Origin of the sequence: Modestobacter sp. VKM Ac-2978 (genome assembly GCF_026968025.1) — a bacterium.
GTDB lineage: Bacteria > Actinomycetota > Actinomycetes > Mycobacteriales > Geodermatophilaceae > Modestobacter.
On the sequence record NZ_JAPVBP010000003.1, the window covers coordinates 66291 to 79452 of the forward strand.

At 73.4% G+C, this 13162-nt stretch carries 12 protein-coding genes; 1 reads left to right on the forward strand and 11 read right to left on the reverse strand.

Going from position 1 to position 13162, the window contains the following annotated elements; genetic code table 11:
- Nucleotides 1-84: 84 nt before the first annotated feature.
- From O2W53_RS07835 to O2W53_RS07880, 10 genes are all read right to left on the reverse strand, one after another.
- A complete protein-coding gene (locus tag O2W53_RS07835; protein ID WP_269162465.1) occupies nt 85-1308 on the reverse strand; it encodes a glycosyltransferase in 1224 nt (407 codons plus the stop codon).
- A complete protein-coding gene (locus O2W53_RS07840; protein ID WP_269162466.1) occupies nt 1298-2224 on the reverse strand; it encodes a lysophospholipid acyltransferase family protein in 927 nt (308 codons plus the stop codon). Before O2W53_RS07840 ends, O2W53_RS07835 begins: the two co-directional genes overlap by 11 nt.
- Nucleotides 2221-2985, reverse strand: coding sequence for a GNAT family N-acetyltransferase (locus tag O2W53_RS07845; protein WP_269162468.1), 765 nt, complete (start codon nt 2983-2985; stop codon nt 2221-2223). Before O2W53_RS07845 ends, O2W53_RS07840 begins: the two co-directional genes overlap by 4 nt.
- 149 nt (nt 2986-3134) lie before the next feature.
- The gene (locus O2W53_RS07850) at nt 3135-3782 is read right to left on the reverse strand and encodes an FMN-dependent NADH-azoreductase (protein ID WP_269162470.1); all 648 of its coding nucleotides are present in this window, start codon (nt 3780-3782) and stop codon (nt 3135-3137) included.
- Between the two features lie 108 nt (nt 3783-3890).
- Nucleotides 3891-4277, reverse strand: coding sequence for a YchJ family protein (locus tag O2W53_RS07855; RefSeq protein WP_269162472.1), 387 nt, complete (start codon nt 4275-4277; stop codon nt 3891-3893).
- 23 nt (nt 4278-4300) lie between these two features.
- A complete protein-coding gene (gene argG / locus O2W53_RS07860) occupies nt 4301-5749 on the reverse strand; it encodes an argininosuccinate synthase (protein ID WP_269162473.1) in 1449 nt (482 codons plus the stop codon).
- Between the two features lie 64 nt (nt 5750-5813).
- Nucleotides 5814-6206, reverse strand: a complete 393-nt coding sequence (locus tag O2W53_RS07865; RefSeq protein WP_269162474.1) for a MerR family transcriptional regulator — start codon at nt 6204-6206, stop codon at nt 5814-5816.
- A 1-nt stretch (nt 6207) separates the two neighbouring features.
- Entirely contained in the window at nt 6208-7689 is a 1482-nt protein-coding gene (locus O2W53_RS07870) for a SulP family inorganic anion transporter (protein ID WP_269162475.1), read from the reverse strand.
- 244 nt (nt 7690-7933) lie between these two features.
- A complete protein-coding gene (locus O2W53_RS07875; protein ID WP_269162476.1) occupies nt 7934-9424 on the reverse strand; it encodes a SulP family inorganic anion transporter in 1491 nt (496 codons plus the stop codon).
- 344 nt (nt 9425-9768) lie between these two features.
- On the reverse strand, nt 9769-11454 hold the full coding sequence (locus O2W53_RS07880; RefSeq protein ID WP_269162478.1) for a ribonuclease J: 1686 nt from the start codon (nt 11452-11454) through the stop codon (nt 9769-9771).
- A gap of 90 nt (nt 11455-11544) precedes the next feature.
- On the opposite strand from O2W53_RS07880, the gene O2W53_RS07885 reads away from it, so the two are divergent.
- On the forward strand, nt 11545-11781 hold the full coding sequence (locus tag O2W53_RS07885) for a hypothetical protein (RefSeq protein ID WP_269162479.1): 237 nt from the start codon (nt 11545-11547) through the stop codon (nt 11779-11781).
- 7 nt (nt 11782-11788) lie between these two features.
- On the opposite strand, the gene O2W53_RS07890 is transcribed toward O2W53_RS07885, so the two are convergent.
- Nucleotides 11789-13147 (reverse strand): glucose-6-phosphate dehydrogenase, encoded by a 1359-nt coding sequence (locus O2W53_RS07890; RefSeq protein WP_269162481.1) that lies wholly within the window; start codon nt 13145-13147, stop codon nt 11789-11791.
- Between the last annotated feature and the right edge of the window lie 15 nt (nt 13148-13162).

Below are 13162 nucleotides of genomic sequence, written 5' to 3' on the forward strand. Positions count from 1 at the left end.
CTCCGGGTGCCAGGTGCCCGGTGCAAGGTGCCAGGTGCTCGCCCCGATCCTGCCCGGATGCGGCTCGTCCTGCCCAGCCGGTCGTCAGGGTGCGCCGACCCGTGCGCGCACGTGCCGGAGGTGGCCGATCAGCTCGTCCCCGATCCGGCCCCAGGTCCGTTCCTCCACCGACGGCCGGGCGCGGTCGGCGGCGGCGCGGAGCGCGGCCGGGTCGTCGCGCAGTCCGGCGACCATGGCAGCCAGCAGATGGGGGTCGTCCCCGGCCCAGAGCCAGCCGTTCTGCCCGTGCCGGACCAGGTCCAGTGGGCCGCCCGAGGCGGCCACGACCGCCGGGACACCCGCGGCCAGCGCCTCCTGCACCGCCTGGCAGAAGGTCTCGTCGGCCCCGGGGTGCACGAAGAGGTCCAGCGAGGCGACGACGGCGCCGAGCTCTGCCCCACCGAGCTGGCCGAGGAAGTGGGCGCGCGGCATCCGGCGGGCCAGCTGCCGGCGCTGTGGCCCGTCGCCGACGACGACCAGCCGGACCCCGGGCAGCTCGCTGAGCGGGGCCAGCAGCTCCAGCCGCTTCTCCACCGCCAGCCGGGCGACCACGCCCACCAGCAGCTCCCCGGCCGGCGCCAGCTCGCGGTGCAGGCCGGGGTCGCCGTGCCACGGGGCGAACTGGTCGAGGTCGACGCCCCGCCGCCACAGCGTGACCGGGCCGATCCCGTGCCGGGCCAGCATCGCCAGGCTCGCCGTGGACGGGGCCAGGGTGAGGTCGGCGGTCTCGTGCACCGAGCGCAGGTACCGCCAGGCCGCCGCCGGGCCGCCGGGCAGGCGATAGCGCTCGGCGTAGGCGGCCAGGTCCGTCTGGAACACCGCGACCGACGGCACCCCGAGCGCGCGTGCGGCCCGGGCCGCCGCCAGGCCGAGGACGGCGGGGGAGGCCAGGTGGACGACGTCGGGGGCCAGCCGGCGGAGCACCTCGGTCAGGTCCCTGACCGGGCGCGCCACGGAGAGCTGCCGGTAGCCGGGCAGGCGCATCGACGGCACGGTGGCGACGTCCACCCAGGCGCCGCAGCGGGACTCGTAGCCGGCGCCGGACGGGGCCACCACCACCGGGTCGTGGCCGCGGACGGCGAGGTGGTCGACCAGCCGCAGCACCGAGTTGACCACCCCGTTGACGGCGGGCAGGAAGGTCTCGGCGACCACCGCGACCCGCATGCCCACGCCGCCGGACGGCGTCGGGGCCACGACCGGCGCGGGCAGCGCGATGTCCACGTGCGCGACGGCGTCCGCCGGTGCGACGTCGACGTCCTCACGCAACACGCGCTGCTCCGGGGTGGGGCGGGATGCCCGTGGGGCGGCGGACCGGCAGCCGGCGGGCGGGTACCCGCGGCCGGCGCGGGTGGGCCGCGACGACGGGCCGCCGGGCCTCGGTGACCGCCGCGACGGCGTACTCGGCGAGCGCGGCCAGCTCCCGGCGGTCGGCGCCGGCCGGGTCGAGTGCCGGCAGCAGGTGCACCTCCACCACCAGGCCGCGGACGGCGACCACCCGGGCGATGCTGCGCCACAGCGGCTCGTCGGCCAGGTAGCCGGCGACCGCGGTGGGGGTGCCGCCGTCGACCCGGTACCGGACGGCGACGGGGCAGACCGGTGCCGCGGCGTCCACGGCGGCCTGGAAGAAGGCCGGGCGGAAGCGGCCGAGCTCCACCCCGCACGCCGTCGTCCCCTCCGGGTGGACGGTCACCGCCGTGCCGGACCGCAGCAGGCCCGCGGCCTGGGCGACCGCGGCCGGGAGGGTCCGGATGCGTGCCCGGTCGAGCAGGACGACGCCGGTACGGCGCGCCAGGCCACCGAGGACCGGCCAGTCGCCCACCTCGCGCTTGGCGACGGGCACCCCCGGGACCACGGTGAGCATCGCGAGGTCGTCGACCCAGGAGACGTGGTTGCTGACCACCAGGTGGCCCGGGCCGCGCCCGGCACCTGCCCGCGGCCAGGCCGCGGACGGCGCGGTGACCTCGACCCGCACCCCGGCGGCGGTGAGCACCCTAGCCGCGGCGCACACGACCAGCCGCCGGCGGCCCCGTGCGCCGGTCCACGGCGCCCGCAGCGCGGCCGCCCCGGTGCCGGCGAACGCGACGCCCAGGCGGAGCCAGCGGCGCCGTCGCGTCGCGGCGTCCACGGTCGGGACGGGGTCCGCCGCGCAGGCGGTGGTGCAGGCGGAGACCGGCAGCCAGCTCATCGGTCGTCGCCGAGCAGCCGGGCGAGCACCCGGTCGGGGATGTCGGCGACGGCCAGGAGGACGTACAGGTCGGCGGTGCCGAACGCGGGGTCGTAGGCGGGGCGGCCGCACACCCGGGCGCCCAGCTTCAGGTACGCCCGGAGCAGTGGGGGCACCACCAGGCGCTCCGGCTGCGGTGGCGCCATGACGTCGAAGGGCAGGTGCGGCACCACCCGGAGGTCTGCGGAGGCGAGGTGCCGGGTGCGCACCGCCTCCCAGACCCCGGCGACGGTGGCGCCGCCGTCGGTCAGTGGGACGGAGGCGCAGCCGGCCAGGTGGGTGGCGCCGCGCTCCAGCACGTAGCGGAGGACGCCGGCCCAGAGCGCGGTGATCACGGTGCCGGTGCGGTGGTCGGGGTGCACGCAGCTGCGGCCGGCCTCGACCAGCCCGGGGCGCAGGGCGGCGTGGCGGGAGAGGTCGAACTCGCCGTCGCCGTAGCTGCGGCCGGCGGCCGCGGCCCGCTCGGGCGGCAGCAGCCGGTAGGTGCCGACGACCTCGCCGGTCGCCACGTCCCGCACCAGCAGGTGGTCGCAGAGCTCGTCCCACTCGTCGACGTCCCGTTCGAGGGCGGCGGCCGAGGGGGCCAGCAGGGCGCCGCCCTCCTGGGCGAACACGCTCCAGCGGAGCCGCTGGGCGGCGGCGACGTCGTCGGCGTGGGTGGCCAGGGCGGTGGTGTAGCTGCGGCGGGAGGCCGGCAGGGCTGTGGTCACAGCTGCGGTCACGGCGACACCTCGGGTGTCGGGAGGCCCCTGGACGAGGCCCGGACGCCGCCAGCGTCAGCGGCCGAGGTGTCCGGTGGGTGGCCGCGGACTGGCGTGTCCCCGGCGGACGGGCGAATCCCGCCCCGGGTGTCCGCCGATCGGGTGACCGGTCAGGGGACGATGCGCTCGGCGAGCTCCTCGGCGAAGCTGCGGGCGGCGTCGGCCTCGGCGGCGGCGCGTTCACGCAGGTCGGCCATCGCCGGGACCCGGTCGGCCAGGGTCAGCTGCAGGGTGATGACCGAGACCGTCATGCCGAAGGAGCGCCCGAGCACCAGCTCCAGCGGCGGCACGGTGTGGTCCCAGCTGGCCTGCTCGCCGCCGGCGTCGTAGCTCGCCCCCCGGCTGGAGACGATGACGGCGTGCCGCCCGGCCAGTGGTCGGGCCTCGTAGTCGCCGAAGGGCACCGTCGCGCCCAGCACGTGCACGTGGTCGAGCCAGGCCTTGAGCGTGGAGGGCAGCGACCAGTTGTACATCGGGGCGCCGACCAGCAGGACGTCGGCGGCCAGCAGCTCATCGAGGTAGACGTGCTGCTGCGCCTCGGCGGCCGGGTCGACGACCTCCTCGGGCGTGCGCAGCCGGGGGGTCCAGTGCAGGGCGGCGTCGGGCAGGTGCGGCGGCGGGTCGGCCTGCAGGTCCCGGGAGGCCACGGTGAACTCCGCGCCACGGTCCTGCCAGCCCCGGACGAAGGCGGCGGTGACCTCGCGGGAGGCGGAGGTGCGCGGATCGGCGGACGAGTCGAGGTGCAGCAGGTGCGGCATCGGGGCCTCCCGGGGCTGGGGATGGGCGGGGTCGCCGGGACCCACCCAAGCAGTGCCGGGCGTCGGGACGTCGGTCGGGGCGGATGTTCCACGTGGAGCATCCGGCGCTCAGTCCAGCGAGACCCCGTCGACGTAGCGCCACTGGCCGTCCTCGCGGGCGAACCGGCTGTGCTCGTGCTGGGCTCCGCGCACCCCGCCGGCGCGGTGGTGGGCCCGGAACTCCACCGTGCCCTCCGGTGCCAGCAGGGTGCCGCCGGTGGTGGCCAGCACCTCCAACCCGGTCCAGCGCACCGCGGGGTCGAGGTCGAGGGTGCGGGGGCGGGTGCTGGAGTGCCAGGTGCTCAGCAGGTACCCGGCGTCCCCGACCGCGAAGGCGCTGTAGCGCGAGCGCATCAGCTGCTCGGCCGTCGCCGCGGTCGCCGGGCCCGCGTGCAGCCGGCCGCAGCACTCGGCGTAGGACAGGCCGGTGCCGCACGGGCAGCGGGCGGAGGGCACGCCCTGAGTCTCCCAGGGCCGGGTCAGTCGGTGCCGGCCTCCATCGCCGCGCGGTCCAGCAGCTCGTCGTGCTCGGAGACCCGGCCGCGCGAGGCGATCGCCTCGGCGCCGCCCTGCTGGGTGGCGTCGATCAGCCCGGTCGAGGCGGCCTGGGCTGCCCCGATGGACGTCGGGGTGGCGCCGCCGACCATGCCCATCCGGGCGTACTGCTCCAGCTTGGCCCGCGAGTCGGCGATGTCCAGGTTGCGCATGGTCAGCTGGCCGATCCGGTCGACCGGCCCGAAGGCGGAGTCCTGGGTGCGCTCCATGGACAGCTTGTCCGGGTGGTAGCTGAAGGCCGGGCCGGAGGTGTCCAGCACCGAGTAGTCCTCGCCGCGCCGCAGCCGGAGCGTGACCTCACCGCTGACCGCCATGCCGACCCAGCGCTGCAGCGACTCGCGCAGCATCATCGCCTGCGGGTCCAGCCAGCGGCCCTCGTACATCAGCCGGCCCAGCCGACGGCCCTCGGAGTGGTACGTGGCCAGAGTGTCCTCGTTGTGGATGGCGTTGACCAGCCGCTCGTACGCCGCGTGCAGCAGGGCCATCCCCGGCGCCTCGTAGATGCCCCGGCTCTTCGCCTCGATGATCCGGTTCTCGATCTGGTCGGACATGCCCAGGCCGTGCCGCCCACCGATCGCGTTGGCCTCCAGCACCAGGTCGACCGGGGTGGCGAACTCCTTGCCGTCGATCGTCACCGGCCGGCCGTACTCGAAGCCGATCGTGACGTCCTCGGCGGCGATCTCGACCGCCGGGTCCCAGAACTTCACGCCCATGATCGGCTCGACGGTCTCGATGCCGGTGTCGAGGTGCTCGAGGGTCTTGGCCTCGTGCGTCGCGCCCCAGATGTTGGCGTCGGTGGAGTAGGCCTTCTCCGCACTGTCCCGGTAGGGCAGGCCGTGGGCGACCAGCCACTCCGACATCTCCTTGCGGCCCCCGAGCTCGGTCACGAAGTCGGCGTCCAGCCACGGCTTGTAGATCCGCAGCCCGGGGTTGGCCAGCAGGCCGTAGCGGTAGAACCGCTCGATGTCGTTGCCCTTGTAGGTCGACCCGTCGCCCCAGATCTGGACGCCGTCGGCCAGCATCGCCCGCACCAGCAGGGTGCCGGTGACCGCGCGGCCGAGCGGGGTGGTGTTGAAGTAGCTGCGGCCGCCGGAGCGGATGTGGAAGGCGCCGCAGGTCAGCGCCGCGAGCCCCTCCTCGACCAGGGCGGCCCGGCAGTCGACCAGCCGGGCGAGCTCGGCGCCGTAGGCGCTGGCGCGGCCGGGCACCGAGCCGATGTCGGGCTCGTCGGCCTGGCCGATGTCCGCGGTGTAGGTGCAGGGCACGGCGCCCTTCTCGCGCATCCAGGCCACCGCGACGGAGGTGTCGAGGCCGCCGGAGAAGGCGATGCCGACGCGTTCGCCGACGGGCAGGGACGTGAGCACCTTGGACATGGACACGAGTATGCATTGCACTGTATGACCATGCAAAGCCGGGGCGGGTGACCCGTGTCGCGTCCTAGCGGTGGGTCTCCAGCCGGTCGGCCAGCGTGCCGGCGAACCCCTCGGCGACGGCCAGCTGGTCGCGCAGCGCGGCGACCCGGGCCGTGGCCGCCTCGTGGAACGCGCGCAGCCGGGTCAGCAGCTGCTCGCGGTCGCCCGTGCCGTGCTCGAGGTCGTGCAGCAGGCTGAGCAGCTCCTGCATCTCCTCCAGCGAGAAGCCGAGCGGCTTCATCCGCTTGATCACCTCGAAGCGGGCGACGTCGGCCTCGCTGTAGAGCCGGAAGCCCCCCTCGGTGCGGCTCGTGGGGACGACGAGCCCGTTCTCCTCGTAGAACCGGATGGTCCGCAGGCTCAGCCCGATCCGCTCGGCCACCTGGCCGATCTGCATCAGCTCGCCGTGCCCGGCCACCTCAGTGCCCCCCGGCCAGCTGGCCGGTGTGCCGCTCGTAGCGGTCGGCCGAGTGCTCGCTCAGCCCCACGATCTGCACGGTCTTGCCGCGCGTCTCGTACTTGTGCGTGATCGCGTCCAGGGTGGCGACGGTGGAGGCGTCCCAGACCTGGGCGCCGGACAGGTCGATGACGACGTCGGCGGGGTCGTCGGCGTAGTCGAACTGCTGGTAGAGGTCGTTGCTGGAGGCGAAGAACAGCGCGCCGTGGACGGCGTAGAAGCGCGTCGTCCCGTCGGGGCTGGTCGTGCTGGTGACCTCGACGAGGTGGGCCACCCGGCGGGCGAAGAGCACACAGGCGACCAGCACGCCGACGCCGACGCCGATGGCGAGGTTGTGCGTGACGAGGGTGACCGCGACGGTGGAGAGCATCACGACGGTCTCGCTGCGCGGCATCCGGTGGATGGTGCGCAGGCTGTGCCAGTCGAAGGTCGCGATCGACACGAAGATCATCACGGCCACGAGCGCGGCCATCGGGATGATCGCCACGATGTCGCCCAGGACGACGACCAGGACCAGCAGGAACACCCCGGCGAGGAAGGTCGACAGCCGGGTGCGGGCGCCGGAGCGCACGTTGATCATCGTCTGGCCGATCATCGCGCAGCCGCCCATGCCGCCGAAGAAGCCGGTGACGATGTTGGCCACGCCCTGACCCCAGGACTCGCGGGTCTTGTCCGAGTGGGTGTCGGTCAGGTCGTCGACCAGCTTGGCCGTCAGCAGGGACTCCATCAGCCCGACGAACGCCACGCCGAGGGCGTAGGGCGCGATGATCGTCAGCGTCTCCCAGGTGAACGGCAGGTCCGGGATGCCGAACAGCGGCAGGTTGTCGGGCAGCTCGCCCTGGTCGCCCACGTTCGGCACGGTCAGGCCGACCGCCACGGTCAGCCCGGTGAGCACCACGATCGACACCAGCGGGGCCGGGACGACGCTGCTCAGCCGCGGGAGCAGGAAGATGATCGCCAGCCCGGCGGCCACCATCGGGTAGACCAGCCAGGACACGTCGACCAGGTACGGCAGCTGCGCCATGAAGATCAGGATCGCCAGCGCGTTGACGAAGCCGACCATGACGCTGCGCGGCACGAACCGCATCAACCGGGCGAAGCCGGCCAGGCCCAGCAGCACCTGGAACACCCCGCCGAGGACGACGGCGGCCAGCAGGTACTCCAGCCCGTGGTCACGCACCAGCGGGGCGATGACCAGCGCGATCGCCCCGGTGGCGGCGCTGATCATGGCTGGCCGGCCACCCGTGAAGGCGATCACCACCGCCATCGTGAACGAGGCGAAGAGCCCGACCCGGGGGTCGACCCCGGCGATGATGGAGAAGCTGATCGCCTCGGGGATCAGCGCCAGGGCCACCACGAGGCCGGCGAGCACCTCGGTGCGGGCCACCTTCGGCGCCAGCCACGCGGGGCGGCCGGGTGCGGAGAGTGTGGTCGGGAGGGACATGCCACCGTCTTCGGGTCGTGCGCCGTCGGCGCGGGGGTCCGCGCGAGCGCGTGCCTACGAGGGGTGGTGCGGCGGTGCACCGGGGGCCGGGAGGGCATCGGCCGCAGGTCGGCAGCGACCCGGGCGCGGGCTCCTCCGCGCGAACGCCCGGGTCAATCTAACCTGACGTGAGGTAGTTGTTGCGTCACCGCGACGGGTGGTTGGTCACAGCGACCATCAGGCCGCGCCGCCGGCGGTGCGCTGGTCAGTGCGCGCCGGTGAGCTGCCCGCTGTGCCGCTCGTAGCGGGAGGCGGAGTGCCCCTCGAGCCCGATGACCTCCACCCGCTTCCCGCGGGTCGCGTACTTGTGTGTGATGGCGTCCAGGGCGGCGACCGTGGAGGCGTCCCAGACGTGGGCGCCGGACAGGTCGATCACGACGTTCCCGGGATCGCCGGCGTAGTCGAACTGGGTGTACAGGTCGTTGCTGGAGGCGAAGAAGAGCGCCCCGTGGACCGAGTCGACCCGGGTGTCGCCGTCCGGGTCGGTGACGCTGGTGACCTCGACGAGGTGGGCGACCCGGCGGGCGAAGAGCACGCAGGCGACCAGCACGCCGACGGCGACGCCGATGGCCAGGTTGTGGGTGATCAGGGTGACCGCCACGGTTGAGACCATCACGATCGTTTCGCTGCGGGGCATCGTGTGGATGGTGCGCAGGCTGTGCCAGTCGAAGGTCGCGATCGCCACGAAGATCATCACGGCGACCAGGGCGGCCATCGGGATGAGCGCCACGATGTCACCCAGGACGACGACCAGGACCAGCAGGAAGACGCCGGACAGGAAGGTCGACAGCCGGGTGCGGGCGCCGGACTTCACGTTGATCATCGTCTGGCCGATCATCGCGCAGCCACCCATGCCGCCGAAGAACCCGGAGGCGATGTTCGCGACACCCTGGCCCCAGGACTCGCGGGTCTTGTTCGAGGCGGTGTCGGTGAGGTCGTCGACGAGCTTCGCCGTCATCAGCGACTCCATCAGCCCGACGAAGGCGACGCCCAACGCGTAGGGGGCGATGATCGTCAGCGTCTCCCAGGTGAGCGGCAGGTCCGGGATGCCGAAGAACGGCAGGCTGTCGGGCAGCTCGCCCTGGTCGCCCACGTTCGGCACGGTCAGGGCGGCCGCGACGGTGAGCCCGGTGAGCACCACGATCGACACCAGCGGGGCCGGGATCGCGGTGGTCACCCGGGGCAGCAGGAAGATGATCGCCAGGCCGGCGGCGACCATCGGGTAGACGAGCCAGGACACGTCGGTGAGGTACGGCAGCTGCGCGGTGAAGATCAGGATGGCCAGCGCGTTGACGAAGCCGACCATCACGCTGCGTGGGATGAACCGCATCAGCCGGGCGAAGCCGGACAGGCCCAGGAGCACCTGGAACACGCCGCCCAGCACGACGGCGGCGAGCAGGTACTCGACGCCGTACTGCAGCGCCAGCGGTGCGACCACGAGCGCGATCGCCCCGGTGGCAGCGGTGATCATGGCGGGCCGGCCGCCGGTGAAGGAGATCACCACGGCCATGACGAAGGAGGAGAACAGGCCGACGCGGGGGTCGACCCCGGCCAGGATGGAGAAGCTGATCGCCTCGGGGATCAACGCGAGGGCCACGACGATCCCGGCGAGGACCTCGGTGCGGGCGACGTCCGGGGAGAGCCAGGTCGGGCGGGTGAGGTGCGGCCTGGGCAGCACCGGGAGGGGTGAGGGCATGCCACCGTCTTCCGGTCGGGCGCCGTGGAGGCGCAGGTGAGACGGTCCCGGTGGGGACCGCAGGGCGAGGAGGGGTGCGCAGCGCACCCGGGGACCACGGCGATGTGGGGGAGGTCGGCAACTCGGGCCGGCCATCGAGGCGCCCGGAGCGGCAGCGATCCGGATCAGACGGCCGTGCGGCCGTCGTGGTCCTCCACAACATAACCCTTACGTGAAGGAAGAGTCCATTCGACACGGGTGCCCGACCGCCCGGCGCGAACCGGTGTGCCGGCCCGGGGGCTCAGCACCTGTCGAGGCCCGGGCCGTTCTGGTGGCTCGCCAGAGGGGCCCGGGCCGACGACCCGTCAGGCGTCGATGACCACCGGGATGATCATCGGGGTGCGGCGGTGGGACCGGTTCGCCCAGTTGCCGACGGCCTTGGCGATCAGCGACTCCAGCTGGGCGGCGTCCTTGACCCCGTCGGCCGCCGCGCGGGCCAGCTCCCGCTCGATCAACGGCACCGCGGCGTCGAAGGACTCGGCCTCGTGGACGAAGCCGCGGGCCAGGAAGTCAGGGGCCTCCACGAGCTGCCCGGTGTTGGCGTCGACGATCGCCACGACGGTGATCACGCCCTCCTCCGCGAGGGTGCGCCGGTCCTTCAGCGAGGCCTCGGTCGCGCCGCCGACGGTCGAGCCGTCGACGTAGACGTTGCCGGCGGACACCTTGCCGGTGATCGAGACCCGGCCGTCGACCAGGTCGATCACGGAGCCGTCCTCGGCGATGACGACCCGGCTCGGGTCGACGCCGGTGCGGATCGCCAGGTCGGCGTTGGCCCGCAGGTGCCGCGCCTCCCCGTGCACCGGCATGACGTTGCGCGGCTTGACGATGTTGTAGCAGTACACGAGCTCGCCGGCGCTGGCGTGCCCGGAGACGTGCACCTTGGCGTTGCCCTTGTGGACGACGTTGGCGCCGATCCGGGTGAACTCGTTGATGATCCGGTAGATGGCGTTCTCGTTGCCCGGGATCAGCGAGCTGGCCAGCAGCACCGTGTCGCCCTCGGAGATCCGGATGACGTGGTCGCGGTTGGCCATCCGGGACAGCGCCGCCATCGGTTCGCCCTGGGAGCCGGTGCAGACCAGGCACACCTGGTCGGCGGGCAGCTTCTCCAGCACCTTCATGTCGACCACCAGGCCCTTGGGCACCCGCAGGTACCCCAGGTCGCGGGCGATCCCCATGTTCCGGACCATCGACCGGCCGACGAAGGCGACCTTGCGGCCGTGCTCGTGCGCGGCGTCGAGCACCTGCTGGATGCGGTGCACGTGGCTGGCGAAGCTGGAGACGATGACCCGCTTGGGGGCGGTCCGGAAGACCGTGTCGATCGCCGGGGTGAGCTCGCCCTCCGACGTGGTGAAGCCGGGGACGTCGGCGTTGGTGGAGTCGGTGAGGAAGAGGTCGACGCCCTCCTCGCCGAGCCGGGCGAAGCCGCGCAGGTCGGTGATCCGCTGGTCCAGCGGGAACTGGTCCATCTTGAAGTCGCCGGTGTGCAGCACGAGGCCGGCCGCGGTGCGGATGGCCACGGCGAGCGCGTCGGGGATGGAGTGGTTGACCGCCAGGAACTCCAGGTCGAAGGGGCCGAGCCGCAGTTCGTCGCCCTCCGCGACCTGCTCGGTCACCGGGGTTATCTTGTGTTCCTTGAGCTTGGCCTCGATGAAGGCCAGCGTCAGCTTCGACCCGATGACGGGGATGTCCCGCCGCTCCCGCAGCAGGTACGGGACGCCGCCGATGTGGTCCTCGTGCCCGTGCGTCAGGACGACGGCCACGATGTCGTCCAGCCGGTCCCGGATGGAGGTGAAGTCCGGGAGGATCACGTCGATCCCGGGCTGGTGCTCCTCGGGGAAGAGCACGCCGCAGTCGACGATCAGCAGCTTGCCGGCGTGCTCGAAGACGGTCATGTTGCGGCCGATCTCACCCAGGCCACCGAGGGCGACGACCCGCAGGCCGTTGGGGGCCAGTGCCGGAGGGGTGCCGGGGTCGCGGCGAGAGCGGCTCATGCCCTTCACGCTACGTGCGCGGGACCGGCGAGCTGCCGCCGGTCCCGGCGCGTCTGCATCCGACCCGGCACCTGCCGGCGAACGTCTGGTGTGGAGTCGCTCGCCCGGGACGATCACCAGTGGGTCGTCCAGCCGTTGCTCGATGCCGGCCTGCCGCTCGACGAGATCCGGTCCCTGGTGTTCGGCCTGGCCTTCCAGGGGGTCGTCAGCGAGGGGCGCGAGGTCCTCGCCTGCATCCGGGACCTCGTCGCCGACCGGCCCGCGGAGGTCCGGGCCGCCTGGTCGGAGGTGGTCCACCGGCTGTTCCTGCTGGAGCCCCCGACGTAGGGGCGGCTCAGCCGTGGTCGGGGCCGGCCGACCCGGCCGGGTACTCCCGCAGCGGCACCTCACCCGCCGACCAGGCGGCCAGGATCGGCTCGACGATGCGCCAGGACTGCTCGGCCTCCACGTCGCTGATGGACAGGGTGGAGTCCCCGGCCAGCACCTCCCGCAGCAGCAGCCCGTAGGCCGACAGGTCGTTCGGGGGCAGGCCGATGTCCAGGGCGCGGCGCTCGAGGTCGAACGGCTCGCCGGCCCCGTTGAGGTTCAGCTCCAGCGTGACGTGGTCGGGGTCGAGGCCCAGGCGCAGCACGTCCGGCTGGAGCTGCTGGTCGCCGAAGGCCAGGTGCGGCACGGGCTTGAACCAGATGGCGATCTCCCGCCGGCCCGCGCCCAGCGCCTTCCCGCTGCGCAGCCGGAACGGCACGCCCGCCCAGCGCCAGTTGTCGATCGTCACGGTGAACTCGGCGTGGGTCTCGGTCTCCCGCGCCGGGTCGACGCCCTCCTCGCTGGTGTAGTCGGGCAGCTCCCGGCCCTGGACGGTCCCGGCGGTGTACCGCCCGCGCACGGTGTCCCGGGCCATGTCGGCCGGGGGGCGGACCGCCCGCAGGACGTCGGCCTTGCGGGCGGACAGGCTGGCGCCGTCGACCGCGTTCGGCGGCTCCATCGCCACGAGGGCCAGCTGCTGGAGCAGGTGGTTCTGCAGCATGTCCCGCAGTGCGCCCGCCGTGTCGTAGTAGCCGGCGCGCCCCTCCAGGCCCAGCGTCTCGTCGAAGACGATCTCGACCCGGTCGACGTGCGAGGCGTTCCACACCGGCTCGAACAGCCGGTTGGCGAAGCGCAGCCCCAGGACGTTGAGCACGGTCTGCTTGGCCAGGAAGTGGTCCGTGCGGAACGCGCGCTCCTCCGGGACCAGCCGGTGCAGGACGGCGTTGAGCTGCCGGGCGTCGGCCTCGTCGCGGCCGAAGGGCTTCTCCACGGCGATCGTCGTCCCCTCGGGCAGCTCGACCTCGGTCAGCGCCTCCAGGGTGGGGAGGAAGACGGTGTTCGGCAGGGCCAGGTAGACCACCGGGCGGCCCGGCACGCGGGCCAGCACCTGCCGCAGGTCATCGGGGGCGGTGACGTCGCCGCGCTGGTAGCCCAGCCGGTCGACCAGACGGCCCTGGGCCTCCTCGGGCACGTGCGTGGCGTGCTCGGCGAGCCGGGCGCGTGCCCACTCCCGGTACTCCTGCTCCGACCAGTCGTCCCGGCCCACCGCCAGCACGTCGACGTCGCCGTCGAGCGCATCTGCCTGGACCAGCTGGGCCAGCCCCGGGAGGAGGAGGCGGCCGGTGAGGTCACCCGTCCCGCCCAGCACCACGAGGGTCGCCTGCATCGTCGTCCTCTCCGT

Excerpts from the sequence above, each read along its gene's own strand:
- O2W53_RS07840 (WP_269162466.1), bottom strand. The coding sequence starts at position 2,224 with ATGAGCTGGCTGCCGGTCTCCGCCTGCACCACCGCCTGCGCGGCGGAC.
- O2W53_RS07850 (WP_269162470.1), bottom strand. The coding sequence starts at position 3,782 with ATGCCGCACCTGCTGCACCTCGACTCGTCCGCCGATCCGCGCACCTCC.
- argG (WP_269162473.1), bottom strand. The coding sequence starts at position 5,749 with ATGTCCAAGGTGCTCACGTCCCTGCCCGTCGGCGAACGCGTCGGCATC.
- O2W53_RS07870 (WP_269162475.1), bottom strand. The coding sequence starts at position 7,689 with ATGTCCCTCCCGACCACACTCTCCGCACCCGGCCGCCCCGCGTGGCTG.
- O2W53_RS07875 (WP_269162476.1), bottom strand. The coding sequence starts at position 9,424 with ATGCCCTCACCCCTCCCGGTGCTGCCCAGGCCGCACCTCACCCGCCCG.
- O2W53_RS07880 (WP_269162478.1), bottom strand. The coding sequence starts at position 11,454 with ATGAGCCGCTCTCGCCGCGACCCCGGCACCCCTCCGGCACTGGCCCCC.
- O2W53_RS07890 (WP_269162481.1), bottom strand. The coding sequence starts at position 13,147 with ATGCAGGCGACCCTCGTGGTGCTGGGCGGGACGGGTGACCTCACCGGC.